Origin of the sequence: Pseudomonas sp. LAMO17WK12:I5, from assembly GCF_900215165.1 — a bacterium.
Taxonomy (GTDB): domain Bacteria; phylum Pseudomonadota; class Gammaproteobacteria; order Pseudomonadales; family Pseudomonadaceae; genus Aquipseudomonas; species Aquipseudomonas putida_A.
The window spans coordinates 470,292-490,571 of the sequence record NZ_OBDS01000002.1 but is presented as its reverse complement, the minus strand read 5'-3'; the positions used below and the strand labels follow the sequence as shown (position 1 = coordinate 490,571).

Here is a 20,280-nt window from a genome sequence, read left to right as displayed (position 1 = left end):
AGGTGAACCCATGAGTTCGTCCATCCCGACCAACACGTCGAAGCTCGATCGCATCCTTGCCGACAACCAGCGCGACAAGGAAATGGGCTACCGCGACAAGGCCCTGAAGATGTACCCGCACGTCTGCGGCCGCTGCGCCCGTGAGTTTTCCGGCAAGCGCCTGAGCGAACTGACCGTGCACCACCGCGACCACAACCACGACAACAACCCGCAGGACGGCTCGAACTGGGAGCTGTTGTGCCTGTACTGCCACGACAACGAACACTCGCGCTACACCGACCAGCAATATTTCGGCGACGGCTCGCTGAGCACGCCAAAAATCGCCAAGGCCACGCATAACCCGTTTGCCGCCCTCGCCGGGTTGATGAAAAAAGAAGACTGAAGATCTTCAGCGCCGGAACCGGCCCTTTCGCGAGCAGGCTCGCTCCCACATTTGATCGGTGGTGTACACAAAATCAATGTGGGAGCGAGCCTGCTCGCGAAGGCGGCCGGCCAGACACAACAGATCTCGAATCTGCCCGCCCTCCCCCAATCCCCGTATAATCGCCCTCTTTTTCCCGAAGGCACCCCGCTCGTGGCAGACAAACGTTACAGCTGCATTGGTTTGTACAACCCCAAATCACCGGAGAACGTCGGTTCGGTGATGCGCGCCGCAGGCTGTTACGGCGTGGCGTCGGTGTTCTACACCGGCAAGCGTTATGAACGCGCCGCCGATTTCGTCACCGACACCAAGCGCGTGCATTACGACATTCCGCTGATCGGCATCGACGACCTGAAAAAGATCCTCCCGCTCAACTGCGTCCCGGTCGCCGTGGAACTGGTCGAGGGCGCCCGCCCGCTGCCGGAATACACCCATCCAGATCGTGCGCTGTACATCTTCGGCCCGGAAGACGGCTCGCTGGATAAAGAGATCCGCGACTGGTGCGAAGACGTCGTGTACATCCCGACCACCGGCTGCATGAACCTCGCAGCCACGGTCAACGTCGTGCTCTACGACCGCATGGCCAAGGGCCTGAATACCCGCTCCGGGCCGAAATTCCGCTGAAACGTCGCACATCCGATGGAACGAGCCGGCCGCTGCGGCAGTCAGCTTATCTATCTATATGCACATTGCCTGGGAGACAGATCATGACCGAACTCAAACGCGTCCAACGTATCGATTCCACCCCGTTCCAGAGCCCGACCGAGCAGAACGTCCAGGGCTGGGAGCGCATCGGCTCCCTGGCCGGTGGCGTGATCATGGTCGGCAAAGGCCTGCGCCGTGGCGGCGTGTTCGGTCTGATTCAGGTGGCGATTGGCGGCGTGGCGATGGCCCGTGGCATCACCGGCCACAGCTCGGTGAAAAGCCTGCTGGAGAAAAGCCGTCAGGACATAAACAACGTGCGGGCGAAGATCGAGCGCGCCGGGGAAGAGCTGAGCCAGCTCAAGGCCAATGCCGAGGCGGCGACCAGCACCGCGACGGTGACTGGCAATGATTCGGTGAAATCGCCGAAGGCCGGGGTTTGAGCCTGAATTTTTGTTGAGGCTTCTGGCCTCTTCGCGAGCAAGCCCGCTCCCACATCGAAAGCTGGAATGCGATCAAAAGTGGGAGCGGGCTTGCTCGCGAAGGCGGTATTACTGAAGTAATGCGCTATCGAGGACTTTGGAAGACTCGCCCAGAACACTCTCGGCCAGTTGCACAAACTCCTTGGTACTCACCGTCCCCAGATGCATCGCCCCGCGCAACACATCATCCAGCGAACGCTTGTTACGGGTCTTCAGGCGAATCTCGCGATCCAGTTCCTGCAAGACAATCACCGCTTTTGCAAGCTGCGCCGGGCTGATCTGTTCGCCGCGCAGGGTCGTGACTTTCTGACTGTCCTTGGTCAATTTCGCCTGCAACGCCTGATAGCGTTCATCGCTCATGCCCCCGGCGCGGCGCACCAGTTCGATCGCGTAGTACTCGGCAAAGCCTTCGCTGATCCAGTCACTGCGCTGCTCGTCATTGATCCGCCCGAACACCTGCGCCAGCTCACGTACCAGCGCACTGCTGCCGCTCTCGCTGACCAGCGGCAGACGCGTGTTCAAGTAGATCGATTCATGTGCGCCCAGACTGCCGCGCCACATCGGGTCGTTGGCGCCGACGATCAGCAGTTTTTTCGGATGCCGGGGATAGACCGCTTGCACCTGCGGCCAGACGAACGTCAGCAGCGTCAGCACATCCATGCGACGCATGCCCTGCCCTTGCGGTGAGGCCACGGTGACTTCGGTTTCGCCCAGGCGCGTGCGGCGGCTGCCAAGGTGACCGGCGAGCATCCAGCCGGTCGGGCGGTCGAACAGGCGTGACGGGTTGTCGATGCGGAATTTGTTCTTGCCGATGCGCGGCCAGGCGGTTTCAACGCTTTGCCAGCCATTGGGCAGTTCGAATTGCAGACGCGACACCAACTCGATGCCATCCTGCTGATCGAGCCTGGCCGGCGGCACCAGATCATCACCTCGCAGCAGCGCCCAGCTCGGGGTCATGCGCGTGTCGAAGCTGCCGCTCTTGCGGCCGTGGCTGATACTGACGCGATAAGTCAGGCTGGGCTTGTCGCCGATCGGGCGCCAGAGGCCCCGGGTCTGTTTGCCCGGGGTCAGTTGCCACTGGCCGTCGGCCTTGAAGTCGCTGTAATGGCTGCCGTCACCGAGGTCAAAGTCGAGACTGCGCACCGCTTCGCCTTTGGCCAGGGTCAGGCGTACTTCGGCCTGATCGCTTTGCGGCAGCAGGCGTACGTGGTAATCGAGGTCGACTTTTTTCGCCGCCCACACTGGTGCGCTTAGCGCCAGCAGGCCGATCAGCGATGCCCGCAGCAATCCCCCAGCCATACACACTCCTTGTTGAATCCTGGAAACCCTTGGTGCTTAACCAGCCCGGAAAATCAGGTGATCTTCCCAGTCGTCCTCCGGCACGCTGCCTTCGGCGAGCATGCGCCCGGACTGGGAAATCCGTTCGTGGTGCACGGCGTCACGATCGCCGCACACCAGGTGGTGCCACAGCGGCAGATCCTTGCCTTCACTGACCAGACGATAACCGCAAGTCGGCGGCAGCCATTTGAATTCTTCGGCCTGGCCAGGAGTGAGCTGGATACAGTCCGGGACAAACTTGATGCGATTCGGGTAGTCGCTGCACTGGCAGGTTTTCAGGTCCAGCAGTTTGCAGGCGATGCGCGTGTAATAGACGCTGTTGTCTTCTTCATCTTCGAGTTTCTGCAGGCAGCACAGACCGCAGCCGTCGCACAGCGATTCCCATTCCTCGTGATCCAGTTGCTCGAGGGTTTTGCGTTTCCAGAACGGTTCGACTTTGGCGGCCATGGCTCAAGCATCAACATCAGGTGGTGAAAAGGCCGCCAGTCTAGTGCCCAAGGCCTTGCGGGCCAAGCGCTGGCGACTGTCGGTAAATCGCGCTTGTCAGCCGAATCGCCGCCCAGTAGGGTTTTGCCACGAATTCATGACTCAAACACAGCAAGGAATCTTTCGATGAGTGCCAACCCTCGCGTCGCCGATTACGCCATTCACCCGCAGTTCACCGACCGCTGGTCGCCCCGCGCCTTCACCGGCGAAGCGATCCCGGAAGAAACCCTGCTGAGCTTTTTCGAAGCCGCACGCTGGGCGCCGTCGGCCTACAACTCGCAGCCATGGCGCTTTCTGTATGCGCGCCGTGACACGCCGAACTGGGAACGCTTCCTGGGTCTGCTGAATGAATTCAACCGCAGCTGGGCGCAACACGCTTCGGCGCTGGTGATCGTGATTTCGAAAACCACCTTCACCGCACCCGGTGCCAGCGAAGAGTCCCCGGCGCTGTGGCACACCTTCGACACCGGCTCGGCCTGGGGCCACCTGGCGCTGCAAGCGAGCATCAGCGGCTGGCACACTCACGGCATGGCCGGTTTCGATCAGGAGCTGACCCGCAAGGAGCTGAACATCCCTGAAGGTTATGCACTGCACGCAGCGGTCGCGATCGGCAAGCTGGGTGACAAGGCGACCCTGGCCGAATACCTGCAGGCTCGTGAAGTGCCGAGCCCGCGTCGCCCGCTGAGCGAGCTGGTGGCGGAAGGCGACTTCACCCTCTAAGCCACCATGCAAAAACCACTGTAGGAGTGAGCCTGCTCGCGATGGCGTAGTGTCAGACAACATCAATGTCGACTGACACACCCTGATCGCGAGCAGGCTCACTCCTACAGGTATCGCGGTGGATTTAATATCCGCGGTTGAAATCCACTTCCCCGCGCAACGCTTCTCCCGCCTGATACGCCTTCAGGTTCTCGACAAACAACTGCACCATCAACGCCGGCGACGTCGGTGCCGAGCTGTGCCCGGTCAGCAGCAGGCCCCAGGCAGTCCAGAACGGATGGCGTTGCGGCAATGGCTCCTGACGGCAAACGTCGATCACCGCACCGGCCAGATGCCCTTCCTTCAGGGCTTCCACCAGATCCGCATCAACCACTGCCACGCCGCGCCCGACGTTGATGAACAACCCGGTCGGCTTGAATTGCTTGAACAGCGCCGCGTCATAAATGTCGTGGGTGTGCTCGGTATTCGGCAGCAGATTGACCACGTAATCGACCGCGCCCACCAGCCGTGGCAAATCCGCCATCGAGCCGACTTCGACGAACGGCGCCTGCTCGCGCGCGCTGCTGGCGATGCCGTACAGCTCGACGCCAAACGGCAGCAGAAACTGCGCCACGCTCTGGCCGATATCGCCGGTGCCAACGATCAATACCTTGCGCCCGACCAGACTCTGGCCGGTGCGGTTGTCCCACTTGCGCTCGACCTGGCTGACCAGGCGCGCCAGCACTTCACGCTCGTGGCCAAGCATGTAGGTCAGCACGTATTCGGCCATCACCTGACCGAAGATTCCCACCGCGCGGGTCAGGCGATAATCGCGGCGCAAGCCGTCAGCGAGCAGCGGCGTGATGCCGGCCCAGGTCGATTGCAGCCATTGCGGCTCATGGCCCTGACGCAGCAGGGTCGCCAGCAGATCCGGCTGCCCCAGCCACACCGGGCAATCGGCCGCCTGCCGGGCCAGTTCGGCGGAGTCGCCACTGGTCAGTACTTCAAGCTCGGGGGCCGCCTGACGCAGCAGCCGGGCGTACACCGCGTGGTCGTGTTCAGCAATCAGAACGCGCATCTTCAAACCTTTCGCAAACCGTGCAGGCAACCGCCGAAGGAGTCGCGCTCCTTCGTGGCGGTCGTCGCCGTAAAATCAGTTCCAGGGTGGCAAGAGGCCCAGAACAGGGCCTCGCAGATCAGACCGGGTCGTTGCGTCGCAGCAATTCTTCGGGCAGGTGTTCGATGTACTCGTCCTCGGCCGGTGGCATCTGCAGGTGATAGCCCTGCTTGTCGAGGTTTTCCAGGACCACGACGATGTCCTCGCTGGCCAGCTTGCGCTCAGGCGACAGCACCAGATCGAAGGCATGTTTCGGCTTGCCGAACGCCAGCATCAGGGGCTCCGGCACACGCTCCAGAGCATCGCTCTTGAGCACATAAAGGTACATTCCGCTTCGCTTGGAGCTTTGATAAATGGAGCAAATACGTTTCAAGGCTGTTCTCCGGCGGTGGCCAGGCTGTCGAGCAGCTTCTGGCCCATGAGTTCGCGGCGCCAGCCACGCAGCGACTCAGGCAATTGATAAGGACCCTCGGGGAAGCCGCTTTTGACCAGCGCTTCGAGGGTTTTCTTGCGCAGCATCAGTTCCGGGGCGATGCCCAGGCGTTCGGCTTCGACCTGGCCGAGGGCGCGCAGTTGCTTGATCAGCGCAGCCGCTTCGACCGGCAATGGCTCCGGCACCGCCGGCGGCCATTGATCAGGCCCCACACTGCCAGAGCGCTTGATCAGATCAAGCAGAAATTGGCCGTCCTGACGCACGGTACGCGGGTGCATGTCTTCGATCTTGCCCAGCGCGGCGAGGTTGTCCGGCTGCGTGCGGGCCAGCGGCCACAGCGAATGCTCACGGACGATGCGGTTGCGCGGCAGATCACGGGCACGCGCTTCTTTTTCACGCCAGGCGCACAGTTCACGCAGCACCGCCAGTTGCGCACGGGACAGTTTCCACGCCAACTTGGCTTCGCGATAGACCTCGTACGGATCGGTCTCGCGGCGCAGGTTGGCGACCAGTTCGGCGCCGTCCTCCAGCACCCAGGCGAATTTGTCGTCGGACAGCTTCGGCCGCAGCTGTACGAAAACTTCCGCCAGATGCACTGCGTCTTCAGCGGCGTAGCTGATTTGTGTGTCGGAAAGTGGACGCTGCAACCAGTCGGAACGGGTTTCACCCTTCGGCAACTCAATGCCCAGCACTTCCTGCACCAGCCGCGAATAGCCCATCGAGAACCCGAGGTTCAGGTAGGCCGCCGCCAGTTGCGTGTCGAACAACGGCGCCGGCAGGCTGCCGGTCAGGCGCAGCAACACTTCGAGGTCTTCGCTGCAGGCGTGCAGGACTTTGAGCACCGCCGGGTTTTCCAGCAACGCCGCCAGCGGCTGCCAGGCGTCGATGCTCAGCGGATCGATCAGGTAGGCGCGTTTGCCGTCGCCGACCTGCAGTAAACCGGCAATCGGGTAGAAGGTGTCGACCCGCATGAATTCGGTGTCGAGGGCAACGAACGGCAGTTGCTGCCACTCGGCGCAAAACTGCGCGAGGCTTTCGTTGTCGCGAATCCAGTGAATATCGATGGCCACACGGCTCTCCCTTGAAGAATGGCGCGCAGTATATATCGCCGCCGGCGTTTTACGCGCCTGCGCTGGGCCAGAGCTGTAACGAAATGTCCTGCCAGAAAGAAAGAATAGTCTTACAGCGTGGTCAGCAAGAGGAATCCGAACCTCCCCATGTAGGAGAGCCATATCTAATTTTTAAATAATGCTCGGGAAATCTGATTTGCCGATAAGTGCTGCGCGCCGCCTAATCGACAGCCTCCGCAATCCAGAGTTTGCCGATGGAACACGTCCGCGCCCCCGCTCGCCCCGCTGCCTGGCTGATGTTCGGGATCATTCTCGTCGCACTCAATCTGCGCCCATCCATGGCCGCCGTCGGGCCGTTGCTGTCGGCAATTCGTGGCGATATCCCGCTGAGTTTCAGCGTGGCATCGCTGCTGACCATGCTGCCGGTGATGGCAATGGGGCTGGCAATGTTTTTCGGTATCGGCATCAGCCGGCGCCTGGGCGAGCAACCCACCGTGATCCTGTCGTTGTTGATCATCGGCCTGGCGACGCTGTCGCGGCTGGTGCTCGATTCGGCACCGCAGTTGATTGGCAGCGCGGTGCTGGCCGGGATGGGTATCGCCCTGATTCAGGCGCTGATGCCGGTGCTGATCAAGTCGCGCTTCCCCGAACATGTGGCGCTGTGCATGGGCTTGTATGTCACATCGATCATGGGCGGCGCCGCGTTGGCCGCCTCATTTTCGCCGCTGGTGCTGGGGCAGACCGGCAGCTGGCGCATCGGGCTGGCAATCTGGGCGGCACTGGCCTTGCTCGCGTTGCTGGTCTGGTGGACACAGTCGATCCCGTCATCCATCCAAAACACGCCTGTAGGAAAAGAGTCCTTCACGCGTAATTCCCGCGCCTGGCTGCTGGCCCTCTTCTTCGGGCTCGGCACGGCGTCCTACACCTGCGTACTCGCCTGGCTGGCGCCGTACTACGTGGAGCAAGGCTGGAGCGAACAGCAGGCCGGGCTGCTGCTGGGTTTTCTGACCGCCATGGAGGTGATTTCCGGGCTGCTGACGCCGGCCATCGCCAACCGCAGCCGTGATCGCCGTGCCGTCCTCGCAGCGTTGCTGTTGCTGATCATCGGCGGCTTCTGCGGATTGATCCTCAGCCCGCAACACCTCAGCCTGCTGTGGCCGTGCCTGTTGGGGCTGGGGATTGGCGGCTTGTTTCCGATGAGCCTTATTGTCTCCCTCGATCACCTCGACAACCCGCAGCGCGCCGGCAGCCTGACCGCGTTCGTGCAAGGCATCGGCTACTTGATCGCCGGGCTTTCGCCGCTGCTGGCCGGAATCATCCGCGACCGTCTCGGCAGCTTCGAATGGGCCTGGTGGTCGCTGACCGCAGTGATGGTGGTGATGCTGCTGATAGTGCTGCGCTTCGACCCTCGGCTGTACGCCCGACACATCCGTTGAAGTCGAATGCCGCCGCCGAGCTAGAGGCCTGTTGCCATATTTTTGCGGTTTATTTGCCGACGTCGTGTTGCTAAAAGTTTCTGTCCCACTGGCGACATTGAAACGTCCTACAGGGCTTTGTCCTGGCACCATCGTTCCGCTACGATCATGCGCACACGTTTGCGCGGATTCAGCGCAAGGAGCACAGCGGGACGGAACGGATGCTGAACAGTAACTTGCTTCGAAAGCTCGACATGCAGGACCTCATGGTGTTTATCGCCGTGTATGAGCAAAGCAGCGTCACGGATGTCTCGGAGACGCTGTGCGTCAGCCAGTCCACTGTCAGCTATTGCCTGAAAAAATTGCGCACCAGTTTTGAAGACGAGTTGTTCATCAACACCCGCACGGGCATGCGTCCCACCTACAAGGCCGGCACCATGTACGGCCATGTGCAGAAGATCCTCGAAAGCATCAACCTGTGCCACGCCGGCGCCCCGGCCTTCGATCCGACCCGGCAAGCGGTGACCTTCAATATCTGTGCCCCGGAATACTTCGAGCAACTGGTGCTGCCACGGCTGTTGAAGCGTTTCGACTTCGACGATTTGCCGGTGGTGGTCAACATGCACAAGTTCGAGACCGATGTGCCCGCCGACGAACTGCGCGACGGCAGCCTCGACCTGGTGATCTGTTTCGGCCCCAACTTCCACCGCAGCCACACCGACCTGAAATCGCGGATGCTGCTGGAGGACGATCTGGTCTGTGTCTTCGACAAACGCGCCACGCCGCTGGAACCGCGCCTGAGCCTGCAGGCCTTCACCGAGCGGCGCCATGTGTTCCCGACACCGTGGACTTCCACCACCAACATGGTCGATGGCTGGCTGGCGCGTCAGGCGCAGAAACGGCAGATCGTCGCGCGCTCCAACAGCTACAGCGCGGCATTGAAGATGATCACCGGCACCGACTTCATCCTCACCCTGCCCCGGCGCATCCAGCGCCTGCTGACCAACGACGCGGTGTTCAATCACTGCGAAGCGCCGAACGGCCTGCCGGGATTCACCCTCGACATGCAATGGAGCCAGAGCGCCGATCAGGACAGCGCCAACGTCTGGCTGCGCGAGCAGGTGATCAAAGTGTGCAGTGAGCTGGAAGCGGCCTGAGTCCTACACGCCGATGGCAGTCTTGGTGTAGGAATCGCGGTCGATATCGAGCAACTCCACACACAACTGCACTTCGACCCCGGCAGGCCACTCGCACAGATCCTGCAACACCGCCAGCAGGCTCTCCGAAAGCTGCTTCTTGATCTGCGGCGAACGACCGCTGAGCAGCGCCAGCTTCACATGAATGAAAGCACGCTCACCCATGCCGGTACCGACCTTGAAGGTCTCGACCTTCACCGCCCGGCTCTTGATATCGAACTCCGCAGCGAACTGACCGGAACCCACCAGGGCGTTGTTGAGCCGGATCAACGCCACATCAGCGTTCAACTGCGGCAGGTTGGCGGTGTATTCCATGTGCAGGTGTGGCATGGGGTGCTCCAGTCAATCGGCAGAAAGGTCGTACATATACCACAGCGTTGCCCTACTCTCCTGTGGCTTTTTCCGAGGTTATCGAGGCCGACGCCTGACGCAATGCCAGGCTTTCCCACAGCGCCACCAGCACCACGATCGACGTGGTCAAAGCCCCGAGCATCAGCGCCGAAAACCAGTGGTTCAACGCCAGCGGCAGCGCCAGCGTGAGCAACATCAGCCCCGCCAGATGCGACAACGGCGGCAGCGCCCGGTCGGACATGACCCACTTGAACAGCGCATTGCCCAACAGAAACAGCCATGGCCCGCCCACGATCACCAGGATCCCGGCGTCACTGGCGTGATCCGGATGCACCAGCACCAGTTCGTCGGCCACCGCACTGACAATCACCCCGGCAACAATCAGCACATGCAGGTAGGTGTAGGCGATGCGCGCCTGGCGCCCGGGATCGCTCGAATGCGCGATGCGGTGATGCGCGCGCTCAGCGCCGCTGTCGAAGTACACCCACCACATGCCGATGCTGCCCAGCACCGCCACCAGAAACGCCATGACTCCGGTGGCGCTCAGCGTCAGTTCAGCGAACGTCGCACCGGTGACCAGCAACGATTCGCCCAGGGCGATGATCACGAACAGCGCGCAGCGCTCGGCCATGTGATTGCCTTCGACGTTCCAGTCACTCAATGACGAACGCCCCAGCCCCGGCACCCAGAAATACAGCGAAGGCGAGATCAGCTCGATCAGCAGCGCCAGCGCCCAACACAGCAGACGTTGCTGCCCGTCAAGAAAGGCCCCGGCGATCCAGAACACGCCGGAGCACATCAACCACGCCAGAATTCGCTGGAAGTTGCGGGTCATGCTCAGCGACTCGCCACGCACCGCCCAGATCGCAAACAGCGTGCGCCCGACCTGCATGAACACGAACGCCGAGGCAAACATCAGCCCGCGCTCGGTGAAAGCCTTGGGGATCGAGGACGACAGCAACAGACCGGCGATCATCAGTCCGAACAGGCCGAGACGGATCGGCAATTTTTCCGGGTCGAGCCAGTTGGTGATCCACGAAGTGAAAATCCACACCCACCACACCGCGACCATCAACAGCGCCACCTGCACCGCGCCCAGAATCGACAACTGCGCAAGCAGCGAATGCGAGAGCTGAGTCACGGCAAACACGAACACCAGATCGAAAAACAGTTCGACCATGCCGACCTTGCCACTGTCGAAACTGCCGCGCCCACGCAGCAACGATCGGGAAATGCTCATCGGGACAGGCCTCCGCCAAGGTTACTGCCATTGAGCAAAGCAGCCAGACCAGACGAACGCAAACCCTTGTAGGAGTGAGCCTGCTCGCGATGGCGTCGTGTCAGACAACATCAATGTCGACTGACACACCCTCATCGCGAGCAGGCTCACTCCTACAGGGGAGATTTGTGGTGGGATTCAGGGGGCGGTCAGTGGCCGCTCACTCATGAACGCCTCAAGCCGCGAACGCAGCCAGCGCTCGGCCGGGTCGCTGTCGACGTGGCTGAGCCAGACCATCGACAGATCCAGCATCGGCGTCTTGAACGGAAACGGTTCCTTGAACAACAGCCCGGAGGCAGCCATGGCTTCGGCGGTGTAGTCCGGCAGGCTGGCGATCAGGTCGGTGCCGGCCAGCAATGCCGGCAGCGCACTGTATTGCGGCACCGACAACACCACATGCCGGGTGCGGCCGATTTCCGCCAGCCACTCATCGGCATAGCCGCTGATGTTGGCGGTGTGCGACACCAGTACGTGTGGGCGCGAACAGTATTCATCGAGGGTCAGCGGCGAATCCGAGGCGTCGGCGCGCAGAATGCTTGGCTGGATATGCCGCAGCAGTTTGCGCTTGGCATTTGCCGGCAGGCCCCGGGTCTGACTGATGCCGACGGTGATGTCGCCGGCGGCCAGCAGGTCGGGTATGCGCCAGTAGTCGACGTGTTGCACCACGAACACTACGCTGGGTGCTTCCTGGCGCAGCGCCCGCAGCAACGGTGGCAGCAGGCCGAATTCGACGTCATCGGACAGGCCGATCCGGAACGTCATGTTGCTCACGGCCGGGTCGAAATCGTGAGTCAGGCTCAGCGCCACCGACAGCGAGTCGAGGGCCGGCGACAGGTACTTGAACAGCTCTTCGGCCCGGGCTGTCGGCTCCATGCGATGGCCGACGCGAATGAACAGCGGATCGTTGAACATCGCGCGCAAGCGATTGAGCGCCGAACTGATGGTCGGCTGGCCGAGAAACAGCTTCTCCGCCGCACGAGTGACGTTGCGTTCGAGCATCAAGGTCTCGAACACCACCATCAGATTGATGTCGGCCTTGCGTAATTCATTTCGATTCATCCATTGCCCCTACTCCCCGGTCTGCGGGCAGTTTAGAAAGGCCCATGGACAGCGTCTATGGGCGAAAGGAACAACACCGGCTCAATTCACCGTCAACGCCTGTATCCCGATCGCCAGCTTGCGCATGTCCTTGCCCATGCCCAACTCCCCCGGACTGATAGCGTTGGCGTATTTGAAACGAATATTCAGCACACCTTGTTGCTCGACACGCTGCTGCACTTCGACCGGCAACTCGACATTCAGGCGATTCGCTTCAGGCTTGACCAGCCGGGTGGACAGCACGCGTACATCGTTGACGAAAATTTCCACTGCTTGCTCGGTGTGTGAAGGGGCCAGCAGCGCAGTGGTTTCCAGCAAGAACGAGTGCACCCGAGCAGTCGGCCGCAGGGCAATTTGCGACTCATTCCCCTCGGACCAGGTGCCCCACGGTTCATTGTTCGCCCACCCTTTACCGAGGAAAAACGTCGCCAGACTGCTGGGATTGAACACGACTCTCTCGCCCGACTTGAGTGGCGGGATCAGCGTCAATGGGTCCGGGGCCGATATCGGCAGGCAGTCGGCGCAACGCTTCCAGCCCGGCGCCAACACGTTCAACCCGTCAATTCTGGCGAGCACATCGGTGTCGCGATTCACGGTCAGAGCTGCTTCCAGCACAGTGCGGTTACTGAGCACGTACAGGGTATCGGCTGCATAGTTTCCAGAACTGACCATTCGATCCGACACCGCTTGAGCGGCTTCAGTGGCAACCGTACTGACGCGCCCAAGGTAGACCGCGTTGGTCGGCAAGTGATGGCGACCCGAGTAGTCGGCCAAGGTCATCCACTGTTCCGGATAATTCTCCGGGCGCAGCCAGCGCACTGCCTGATAACGCTTCGCCGCCTGCTCCCAGAACGGGTCGACCAATGGCGTCTTCCATGTGGGCGACGGCGTGGCCATGAATAAACCGCGCGACACCGCCCAACCGGCGCGCGTGTCTGCCACCTGAACCACCAGCGCCACACTCAGCAGCATCAACGCCACGCGCGAGGAGTGCCCGCGAATCACCACATAAAGGATCGCAAAAATGGCCATGTACATGAGCGGCCAGATCATTCGCCCCGAGCCACGAAAAATCGTGGCCACGGCAACCACCGCATCCGGCAGCGGAATCCTGAATTCGAATGGCCCTACGCCGATATTGTTGGAAACGGCGAATATCGCCAGCCCTGCCAGTGCGAGCAAAACCAACGGGTAACGGCGAGCCTTGGCTCCCAGGTCAGTCGTCCCTTGCAGCACCGGCACCAAGGCAAAGATCCCCAGGCAGATCACGCCCAGGCCCAGAAATGCGAACCCGTCGCCGTCGCCCAGTACACCCGGCATGTCCTGCAAGGTATAGGACCAGACACCCGCATCGAAAAAGGTCAGCACATTAGCCCGGAACAGGCCATACCCCATCAACGCCAGACCGCTGTCGCCTATGCTGAAATAACCCGCCTGCCAGCAGCAGACACTGACCAGCAGAAACAGACCGATCAACTCGATCAAGGCCTTACCCGGCGTCTGGCGCCGCTGAAGGGTTTTGGCGGCAAGGTCGGCAAGCCAGATCAACGCAACCATCGCCAGCAAATAAGCGTGCACCAGCGCAGCCGCCGCCAGCAGCGCGCCCCAGGCGAGGCGGCGTTTCGGCGTAAAGGGGCGCAATGCCAGATATAACCCTGCCAGCAACAGAAAATGCCCAGCCAGGGACAGATGTACGCTCATGCGGACGATCATCGCCGGAATGAACAAAAACATTCCTGCACCAAGCAAACGCAACGCCACGTCGCGACTGAACAGGCCAATCAGCTTCCAGGCAAACCAGCTCTGCAGAATGAAACACGTCAGTAGCCACAGGCCGAAATACTGGAAGGGTTCAGGCAACAGGGCTGAGAACGGTTTGAAGATAAAGGCGAACAACGGATTGGAATCCGAGAAAATTATCCCGTTACCCAACTCCAGCCCATAGCTCGGGTTAAGCCCCAGTGGAAACGTCCAGGGCGAATGACGAAAAAAAACCCAACCCTGATAGTGCGTGGCGGGGTCGCCGTCGCCCAGCCATGCAATGTTCATCGGGTTCAAGGCACGTGGGCCGACCACAATGAAAAACGCCAGAATTCCCAAGAGCACGGGCAGCAGCGCAGTCGCCCGATGGGTTGCGGAGAGCTTCATCGATACGTCCAGAAGTTGTGCAAGACAAACGTGAATGCCGGAATCGTCAGCGCCACCGCGACAATGCCCAACAGATAATTCAACCCGGCAACCTGCGCGGCCCAGGCGACAAACATCGCCAAGAGAAAACCGCACGCCGATACCGATAAAAATCGCAGCAATGTTCTGCCGTGCAGTCGGGCGGAGAAACTCCAGGTGGTGTTGATCACGTAAGACACCACCGTCGCCACGGCAAACGCCACTCCGTTGGCCAGCGGCGGTTGCGGCGCAACGAAATTGATGAACAGTACAGCCACCAGCGCATGCAGCGCGGTGACGAACAGACCGGTCACGGCAAAGCGCAGACCGCGCTGGATCAGCGTTTTCCTTTCAACTGAAGTCACGGTTTTTGCGCCAGCACGAACACGCTCAGCCCGGCCAGACGGTTGTGGCTCATCAGCGGCAGTTCGAGGCTGCACAACGTCTTGAGCACGCCGTTGACCAAGGGATGATGGCGTTTGAGCTGAGACTGCGGCGCTGCGGCCTGCGGCCCTTTGGGCAGCAAACGCAACGCCGCCGCGATCGGAAACACCGCGCCGAAATAGTAGGCACCGCGTTGCACGCTCAAACCGGCATCACGGGCCAGGGTTTCAAACTGCGGCAGGGTGTAGCGGCGCTTGTGTTCGAGGAAGTCGTCGTGACCGCTCCACAGGAACTGAAACGCCGGCACGGTCATCAGGAAACGGCTGCCGGACGGCACCTTGTCAACGTAAGCCTTGAGCAGACCGAGGTCATCGTCGACATGCTCCAGCACATCCATGAGCAGCACCAGATCGGCGTCGATGGCGTCGATATCGCGGCGATAATGCACCGGTTTGCCGGCGGTGGTCGCATCGGAGTCGGCGGGGTAACTGATGTCGACGCACCACGCTTCGCGCGCATCGGTTTGAGTCAGCAGGTGATGGGAGAAGAAACCCGAGCCGGCGCCCACGTCGAGAATCCGCGTGATCGGTACATCACCGAGCAGACGACGAGTCGCCGCCGCTTTGGAGCAGTAATACCAATGCTCACCGATGCTGTCGCCGAGGATATCGGTTTCCTTGAGATCCATGTTTCAGTCCTTGGGGTCGTAGACGCGACGCACCAGAAAAACCGGCCGGCGTTTGGATTCGATATAAGTGCGGCCCAGGTACTCGCCGAGTACGCCGATGCCAATCAATTGCAGGCCACCGAGGAACGTCACGGCCACCATCAGCGAGGCATAACCGGGCATGTCGACGCCGTGGATCAGCGTGCGCAACACGATAAAAATGGCAAAGGCAAAGGACACCAGCGACACCGCGGCGCCGATGTAAGTCCAGATTCGCAACGGTTCGGTACTGAAACTGGTGATGCCTTCCAGGGCAAAATTCCACAGCCGCCAGCCGTTGAATTTACTCTGCCCCGCCACGCGCTCGGGCCGCTCGTAATCAACGTGGGTAGTCCGAAAACCGACCCAGGCGAACAGGCCCTTCATGAAGCGCCGGGACTCGGGCAAAGTCAGCAAGGCATCGACTACACAACGGTCCATCAGGCGGAAATCGCCGACGTTTTCCGGCAGCGGTTGCTCGGCGATCTTGTTGTGCAGGCGGTAAAACCAATGCGCCGACGCCTGCTTGGCCCAGGTGTCGCTGCGGCGGCTGACGCGATGACCGAGCACCACTTCATAGCCCTCGCGCCATCGCTCGATCATTTGCAGAATGACTTCGGGTGGGTCCTGCAGATCGGCATCGATAGGCACCACAATCTGCCCGTTGGCGATTTGCAATCCCGCAGACAACGCCGCCTCTTTGCCGAAGTTACGGCTCAGATCGACGATGCGCAGCCGCGAGTCGTGCCGCTGACGATCCAGCAGCCGCTCAAGTGTGGCATCAGTGCTGCCGTCATTGATGAACACCAGCTCCAAAGCAATTGAGGCTTGGTGCTGGAAGACTTCATCGATGCGCAGAATGAACGCGTCGAGACTGTCCTCCTCGTTAAAAACCGGGACAACCAGCGATAACGTGACCCGTGTGGCCTGTGCCGTTCCATGCTCAGTCAATGGAGTGCTCTTTTTATAGTGTTTGTCGGTCGTCGAAGCATTTTCAACGCCATGAGCCGTCCCGTATTAAGCAGTAGCGTCGATAGCCTTGCAAGGTGCAAAGGGCGACATTCTGGCCAATCCAGACGCCGATGCGTGCGCTCTAGCCCGCACTCTTCAGAAACATCTGCCAACGATTGGAAACAAATACCCGATAGCGAAAAAAACTCGCTCCGCTAGGCTTGCGACGATGCGCCACACAGGTTGTCGCAAACACCATCGCAAGGAGCGAACTGAATGTATTTCGAGATCTACAGGCAATCCCGAGGCACCCCGAGCACCGGCAAAGGCCAATGGCGCTGGAGACTGCGGGCGGGGAACCACGAGACGATTGCCAGTGGCGAGTCGTATGTGAACAAGGCCGATTGTTTACACGTGATCGAGTTGATCAAGGGTGTGCAGGGGGAGACGCCGGTGAAGGAAATCTGATGGCGCCGCGTCCTACAGCCTCTTCCTTTTTCGTCTGAAGCACTGGCAAAGCACTTTTGCGCCCCTACGCTGTTCAGCGTACGGGGCCATCCAGCCCTGTTTCGCCAAATGATGTTCAAACTCAAAAGGAGCCGCACCATGGCTAGAGACAAAGCGAAAGACGACAAGCACTTCAACTGCACCCAAACACACGAAGCCGACTACGTCGCCAGCCTCTATCCGCACGCCAAGGACGAAGTGAAAACCTTCCTGGCCTCGGCTTGCAAGGACAACACCCTGCGCAACTCGACGCACAAGGAAGTGTATGACCTGATCAAACAGAAGCTCGGGCATCCGCAGCCGTGAGTGGCTGAGGCGGGTGCTCGGTAAAACCCGCAGATACAAAAAAGCCCCGTAGCTTCTCAGCTACGGGGCTATTTGCTCTGCTCGGGAACGACGTACATAAGATCTTGTAGTTCCACATCAGAATCAAGCTAGGCATGGGCCTCTCGGTCAAGAACATCCGCAACCCACTGATTAATGCTTTTTTGAGCCAATTGCGCTTTTACGGCAACAGTCGCATGAAGAGCTGGCGCCAAACGCAGACTGAGATTGCCCGAATAAGGCCTTTGCGGGGCACGACCCAGTTTTGCGCAAGTCTCCAGATAGTCAGTAACAGCCTCTTCGAACGCTGACCGAAGCTCTTTCACAGATTCGCCATGAAAACCTACTACGTCCTTGATCCCAGCGATATGACCAACAAAAAGACCATCTTCATCACTGTATTCAATTCGGGCTGCATACCCGTTGTAATTCATCACGTTCATGGAGTGACTCCTGCTTGTTCAAGGAAAGCCCGAGCATCACGAACCTGATAGGGCTTTGCTTCTTTATCCGGGTGAGGTCGGTGGAACGTAGCAACCACACCTCTTAATTCAAACCGAACTCGCGAACCATTGCCTTCCACGGTTCTGGCCCCGACCGCATTGAACAGAGACTCGATGCGCGACCATTCCAACGTGGCGGGTGTGGGTCGTGAAAATATAGCTGCGAGCGTACCGAGTTGTTTGTTGTTCATAGTATTACACCATGATACCGCGCAGGAAAAATTGACAATCGCGATTCATATCGCTGATCCATGAAGCGCCCCCTTGAACAAGCGGACAACGCCACCCTCCAAGCTTGAAAACGGCGTCTTTTTATCCGAATCCGGTCAATATTGGGCACATAGGTCAGGATAAGGAGTGATTGGAAATAGAGCTGTAGGTAGACTCCGAGAGTTACGTACGAACCGGCATCAATCGAGTCACATCCGATTATCGAGTTTTCAACCTCGGGTTCCGGCGACAGGATTTGCTGATTACTCAAGCGAGCAGAAACAAAAAAGCCCCGTAGCTTCTCAGCTACGGGGCTTTTTCTATATATGGCGGAGAGATAGGGATTCGAACCCCTGCCACATCACACTCATGCCGCCTCAGGCCACGAAAGCATTGCCTTGGAGCCATCTGGGTTGGTCTAGAGAGGCCCGGATAGGCCCATGATATGTCCTAAATTTGCCCTAAAAAACGCTGAATAGCGCTCAGCTTTTTTTAGAGTGTGCAGCTCAGGTTAGATCCTAGTGCGAAACACCGCTAGCTAAAGAAAATCCAGGAGGCTACCCTAAGCACTGTCTATTCATACAGTTAAGGACCACCATGATGAGTGCTGAAATTATCGATTTCTATAGAGTTAAATCCGACTCCGAGGCGGCCGAGGACGCCGACCTGTTAGCTTTTTTTCAAAGGCTACCGCTCACCTTTTCTGCAGATCACAGTTCTGTAGCGAGAAAAATGCTGGGCTGGAGCATTGAGGCATTAGCCTTTCGTTCCTCCGTTTCCGTGAAAGCCATCAAAGATCTTGAGAGCGGCACAAGGAAGTTGAATCAGGTAACGATGCAAGCCTTGGCTTACGCCTTCGAGAACGAAGGGCTAATTTTTATGCCAGGTCACCCACCGTCTAAAGGCGAGAACTGCCGAGGCGCGACATCCAATCCCAAGCATCGCGACGATTTCCACTTAATCGAATAACGAACCAATGAAAAGCAGCAGCCAAGGGCGGTGAGTAACAGCCCCGTCGCCAGCCCAGTCGCCCTGTCATTAGCCAAACGGCAGCTAACGGCCAGAAGCGGACATTGGCAAGCCGCCTTTGGCCAAGAGCAGCCCGTCAGGGTCATGGCAAGCACAGCTGAACAATTGAGGCGTCGGGGCTCACTGTCCGACTATACAGGGAAAATTTTTCCCGCCGTTCGGGTACCGACACCTGCAGATGCGGCCGACAGCCATGCGGCAGCCCTTTAGAACACCATACTTTTCGATGGCTTGTTTCGCATAGTTTGAACAGGAAGGCTCAAAGCGGCAGGCATTTCGCAATCGAGAGGAAGCAACTCGCTGATAGCAACGAATTGCTGAGACGGCGCAAAGCTTGATCACCGGGGCTTGCGCATAGAAATCACGTAATATTGGTTCAGAACGTTTTTCTTCCCCATTAACGCGTCGAAACATCCCGATTTGACTGAAACGCCAATCGTGTCTATCCGATAAAACTCCCCCCCATCTTCAGCATGAGTGTTGACCACATTTTATAGATAAACTGCGGCCTCGTTCACTCGGTGCTCCTTCGCACGAACTTCAATGGTTGGCGGCACTTGAACCATTTTGTAGATGTACATCCGTGATCACCTTGTGAATGCTTGTATTCCCATGACGACATCGTCACGCTCACCAAAAGCAAGCAGCGGGAATTACTTGATTGGGTCAGCCTGGGTATCAACCTGATCGGTGTTTTACCAGCCCCTCCGACCATGGCTGCTGCTCGTATGAGTTTGCGCCCTACCTTGTTTTTAGTACATCAGGACTGCGTAACAGCGCCAAGATGTTGTTGGGCGATTCAATGACCGAAGTGCTGGTCGGGCACTTGAACGCCACCATCGTCGGCACGATCGATGACTTCGTAAAACAGGCCCAAGGCAAACTTTCGGGCATTCTTGCCGATGCCGGGAACTTGGGGGCAAGCGCGGTAAAAGAAATTGCGAAAGGGCTTGAAGCCGTCGTCAACGGCAAGCTCGACGCAAAAGGCGATGCGCGCCGCGGGTCAGAAAATCACTGCTGCCGGCAATCAATTGCTTAGCGATCCCAAGGCGGCCATCAGCAATATCTTTGGGGCTGCATTTAGCGCCTACAAAGCCGTAGGTAAAGGAGTTGCCAATAGCGCAGCGAAAAACCTTCTGCCGGACCAGGCTAAAAAACTGGTGATGACGCACACCGGCACATTGAGAGCGATGGGGCCAGAAATCAAAACCCAACTGAGTAAGTTGGTTGATCCGGGAACGCGACACTCCGTCGGTTGGTTGTTGCAAAGGCTCAGCGGCGCTGTGGTGACTTGGCGTAAACGCCGAGGACATGGACAGAGCGCTAGTGTTAAACCTAATGCCACCAGTAAGGCGCAGAGCAGAGCAGGTGAAGGCCGGCTCGAAGCCAGCAGCCGTCAGGCTCCTGCGAATGCTAACGCCAAACCGCCAGGCAGCTTGGGATGAGCCGCTCGACGGTAGGCTTTCTATGAGC

At 59.3% G+C, this 20,280-nt stretch carries 26 protein-coding genes; 11 read left to right on the top strand and 15 right to left on the bottom strand.

The annotated features are described in order from the left end of the window. Positions 1–10: 10 nt before the first annotated feature. From CRO59_RS05170 to CRO59_RS05160, 3 genes are all read left to right on the top strand, one after another. Complete coding sequence (locus CRO59_RS05170) at positions 11–382, top strand: YajD family HNH nuclease (protein ID WP_097086702.1); 372 nt, start codon at positions 11–13, stop codon at positions 380–382. Between the two features lie 192 nt (positions 383–574). Continuing rightward, on the top strand, positions 575–1,045 hold the full coding sequence (locus CRO59_RS05165; protein WP_007911337.1) for an RNA methyltransferase: 471 nt from the start codon (positions 575–577) through the stop codon (positions 1,043–1,045). Positions 1,046–1,128: 83 nt separating this feature from the next. Next, positions 1,129–1,506, top strand: a complete 378-nt coding sequence (locus CRO59_RS05160; protein ID WP_047598116.1) for a DUF2892 domain-containing protein — start codon at positions 1,129–1,131, stop codon at positions 1,504–1,506. 108 nt (positions 1,507–1,614) lie between these two features. Here the strand turns inward: CRO59_RS05160 and CRO59_RS05155 are convergent, their stop codons facing one another. Continuing rightward, positions 1,615–2,844, bottom strand: coding sequence for a hypothetical protein (locus tag CRO59_RS05155; RefSeq protein WP_097086700.1), 1,230 nt, complete (start codon positions 2,842–2,844; stop codon positions 1,615–1,617). A gap of 36 nt (positions 2,845–2,880) precedes the next feature. Then, a complete protein-coding gene (locus CRO59_RS05150) occupies positions 2,881–3,330 on the bottom strand; it encodes a YcgN family cysteine cluster protein (protein ID WP_027614519.1) in 450 nt (149 codons plus the stop codon). A 165-nt stretch (positions 3,331–3,495) separates the two neighbouring features. Here CRO59_RS05150 and CRO59_RS05145 point away from each other — a divergent pair, with 165 nt between their 5' ends. After that, positions 3,496–4,089 (top strand): nitroreductase family protein, encoded by a 594-nt coding sequence (locus tag CRO59_RS05145; protein WP_097086699.1) that lies wholly within the window; start codon positions 3,496–3,498, stop codon positions 4,087–4,089. A 124-nt stretch (positions 4,090–4,213) separates the two neighbouring features. On the opposite strand, the gene CRO59_RS05140 is transcribed toward CRO59_RS05145, so the two are convergent. The 3 genes from CRO59_RS05140 to rnd all read right to left on the bottom strand — a co-directional run bounded on the left by CRO59_RS05140 (position 4,214) and on the right by rnd (position 6,688). Then, on the bottom strand, positions 4,214–5,146 hold the full coding sequence (locus tag CRO59_RS05140; RefSeq protein WP_027614517.1) for a D-2-hydroxyacid dehydrogenase: 933 nt from the start codon (positions 5,144–5,146) through the stop codon (positions 4,214–4,216). A gap of 118 nt (positions 5,147–5,264) precedes the next feature. After that, entirely contained in the window at positions 5,265–5,558 is a 294-nt protein-coding gene (locus CRO59_RS05135) for a YcgL domain-containing protein (protein ID WP_097086697.1), read from the bottom strand. Next, a complete protein-coding gene (gene rnd, locus CRO59_RS05130; RefSeq protein WP_097086696.1) occupies positions 5,555–6,688 on the bottom strand; it encodes a ribonuclease D in 1,134 nt (377 codons plus the stop codon). Before rnd ends, CRO59_RS05135 begins: the two co-directional genes overlap by 4 nt. A 254-nt stretch (positions 6,689–6,942) precedes the next feature. Here rnd and CRO59_RS05125 point away from each other — a divergent pair, with 254 nt between their 5' ends. Together CRO59_RS05125 and CRO59_RS05120 are read left to right on the top strand one after the other, a co-directional pair. Continuing rightward, a complete protein-coding gene (locus CRO59_RS05125) occupies positions 6,943–8,124 on the top strand; it encodes a cyanate transporter (RefSeq protein WP_097086694.1) in 1,182 nt (393 codons plus the stop codon). A gap of 200 nt (positions 8,125–8,324) precedes the next feature. After that, the gene (locus CRO59_RS05120; protein WP_097086692.1) at positions 8,325–9,260 is read left to right on the top strand and encodes a LysR family transcriptional regulator; all 936 of its coding nucleotides are present in this window, start codon (positions 8,325–8,327) and stop codon (positions 9,258–9,260) included. Between the two features lie 3 nt (positions 9,261–9,263). Here the strand turns inward: CRO59_RS05120 and CRO59_RS05115 are convergent, their stop codons facing one another. From CRO59_RS05115 to CRO59_RS05085, 7 genes are all read right to left on the bottom strand, one after another. After that, positions 9,264–9,629, bottom strand: a complete 366-nt coding sequence (locus tag CRO59_RS05115) for a 5-carboxymethyl-2-hydroxymuconate Delta-isomerase (RefSeq protein ID WP_097086689.1) — start codon at positions 9,627–9,629, stop codon at positions 9,264–9,266. Between the two features lie 52 nt (positions 9,630–9,681). Next, the gene (locus CRO59_RS05110; RefSeq protein ID WP_097086687.1) at positions 9,682–10,890 is read right to left on the bottom strand and encodes a low temperature requirement protein A; all 1,209 of its coding nucleotides are present in this window, start codon (positions 10,888–10,890) and stop codon (positions 9,682–9,684) included. A gap of 177 nt (positions 10,891–11,067) precedes the next feature. Further along, the gene (locus tag CRO59_RS05105; protein ID WP_027614510.1) at positions 11,068–11,988 is read right to left on the bottom strand and encodes a LysR substrate-binding domain-containing protein; all 921 of its coding nucleotides are present in this window, start codon (positions 11,986–11,988) and stop codon (positions 11,068–11,070) included. A gap of 81 nt (positions 11,989–12,069) precedes the next feature. Beyond that, a complete protein-coding gene (locus tag CRO59_RS05100) occupies positions 12,070–14,175 on the bottom strand; it encodes a DUF6311 domain-containing protein (protein WP_097086686.1) in 2,106 nt (701 codons plus the stop codon). Then, positions 14,172–14,558 carry a GtrA family protein gene (locus CRO59_RS05095; protein WP_027614508.1) on the bottom strand — a complete coding sequence of 129 codons (387 nt, stop codon included), beginning with the start codon at positions 14,556–14,558 and terminating at the stop codon, positions 14,172–14,174. Before CRO59_RS05095 ends, CRO59_RS05100 begins: the two co-directional genes overlap by 4 nt. Then, positions 14,555–15,265 (bottom strand): bifunctional 2-polyprenyl-6-hydroxyphenol methylase/3-demethylubiquinol 3-O-methyltransferase UbiG, encoded by a 711-nt coding sequence (locus CRO59_RS05090; protein ID WP_027614507.1) that lies wholly within the window; start codon positions 15,263–15,265, stop codon positions 14,555–14,557. The genes CRO59_RS05095 and CRO59_RS05090 overlap by 4 nt, the downstream gene beginning before the upstream one ends. Before the next feature lie 3 nt (positions 15,266–15,268). After that, complete coding sequence (locus tag CRO59_RS05085; protein ID WP_097086684.1) at positions 15,269–16,234, bottom strand: glycosyltransferase family 2 protein; 966 nt, start codon at positions 16,232–16,234, stop codon at positions 15,269–15,271. 276 nt (positions 16,235–16,510) lie between these two features. Between CRO59_RS05085 and CRO59_RS05080 the strand changes: the two genes are divergently transcribed. Further along, on the top strand, positions 16,511–16,702 hold the full coding sequence (locus CRO59_RS05080; RefSeq protein WP_007963291.1) for a DUF1508 domain-containing protein: 192 nt from the start codon (positions 16,511–16,513) through the stop codon (positions 16,700–16,702). Positions 16,703–16,840: 138 nt separating this feature from the next. Then, positions 16,841–17,047: a hypothetical protein gene (locus CRO59_RS05075; protein WP_027614505.1), complete on the top strand. Its 207-nt coding sequence runs from the start codon at positions 16,841–16,843 to the stop codon at positions 17,045–17,047. 128 nt (positions 17,048–17,175) lie between these two features. Here the strand turns inward: CRO59_RS05075 and CRO59_RS05070 are convergent, their stop codons facing one another. Then, positions 17,176–17,508, bottom strand: coding sequence for a type II toxin-antitoxin system HicB family antitoxin (locus CRO59_RS05070; RefSeq protein ID WP_027614504.1), 333 nt, complete (start codon positions 17,506–17,508; stop codon positions 17,176–17,178). Continuing rightward, the gene (locus CRO59_RS05065) at positions 17,505–17,759 is read right to left on the bottom strand and encodes a type II toxin-antitoxin system HicA family toxin (protein WP_097086682.1); all 255 of its coding nucleotides are present in this window, start codon (positions 17,757–17,759) and stop codon (positions 17,505–17,507) included. Before CRO59_RS05065 ends, CRO59_RS05070 begins: the two co-directional genes overlap by 4 nt. Before the next feature lie 619 nt (positions 17,760–18,378). Here CRO59_RS05065 and CRO59_RS05060 point away from each other — a divergent pair. Continuing rightward, positions 18,379–18,747: a helix-turn-helix transcriptional regulator gene (locus tag CRO59_RS05060; protein WP_049827965.1), complete on the top strand. Its 369-nt coding sequence runs from the start codon at positions 18,379–18,381 to the stop codon at positions 18,745–18,747. Between the two features lie 180 nt (positions 18,748–18,927). Here CRO59_RS05060 and yidD read toward each other — a convergent pair whose 3' ends face one another. Further along, positions 18,928–19,221, bottom strand: coding sequence for a membrane protein insertion efficiency factor YidD (gene yidD / locus CRO59_RS05055; RefSeq protein WP_219738115.1), 294 nt, complete (start codon positions 19,219–19,221; stop codon positions 18,928–18,930). 388 nt (positions 19,222–19,609) lie between these two features. Here yidD and CRO59_RS28895 point away from each other — a divergent pair, with 388 nt between their 5' ends. Then, positions 19,610–19,846, top strand: a complete 237-nt coding sequence (locus CRO59_RS28895; RefSeq protein ID WP_226939984.1) for a hypothetical protein — start codon at positions 19,610–19,612, stop codon at positions 19,844–19,846. Beyond that, positions 19,797–20,252, top strand: coding sequence for a hypothetical protein (locus CRO59_RS28890; RefSeq protein WP_226939985.1), 456 nt, complete (start codon positions 19,797–19,799; stop codon positions 20,250–20,252). The genes CRO59_RS28895 and CRO59_RS28890 overlap by 50 nt, the downstream gene beginning before the upstream one ends. Positions 20,253–20,280 lie beyond the last annotated feature (28 nt).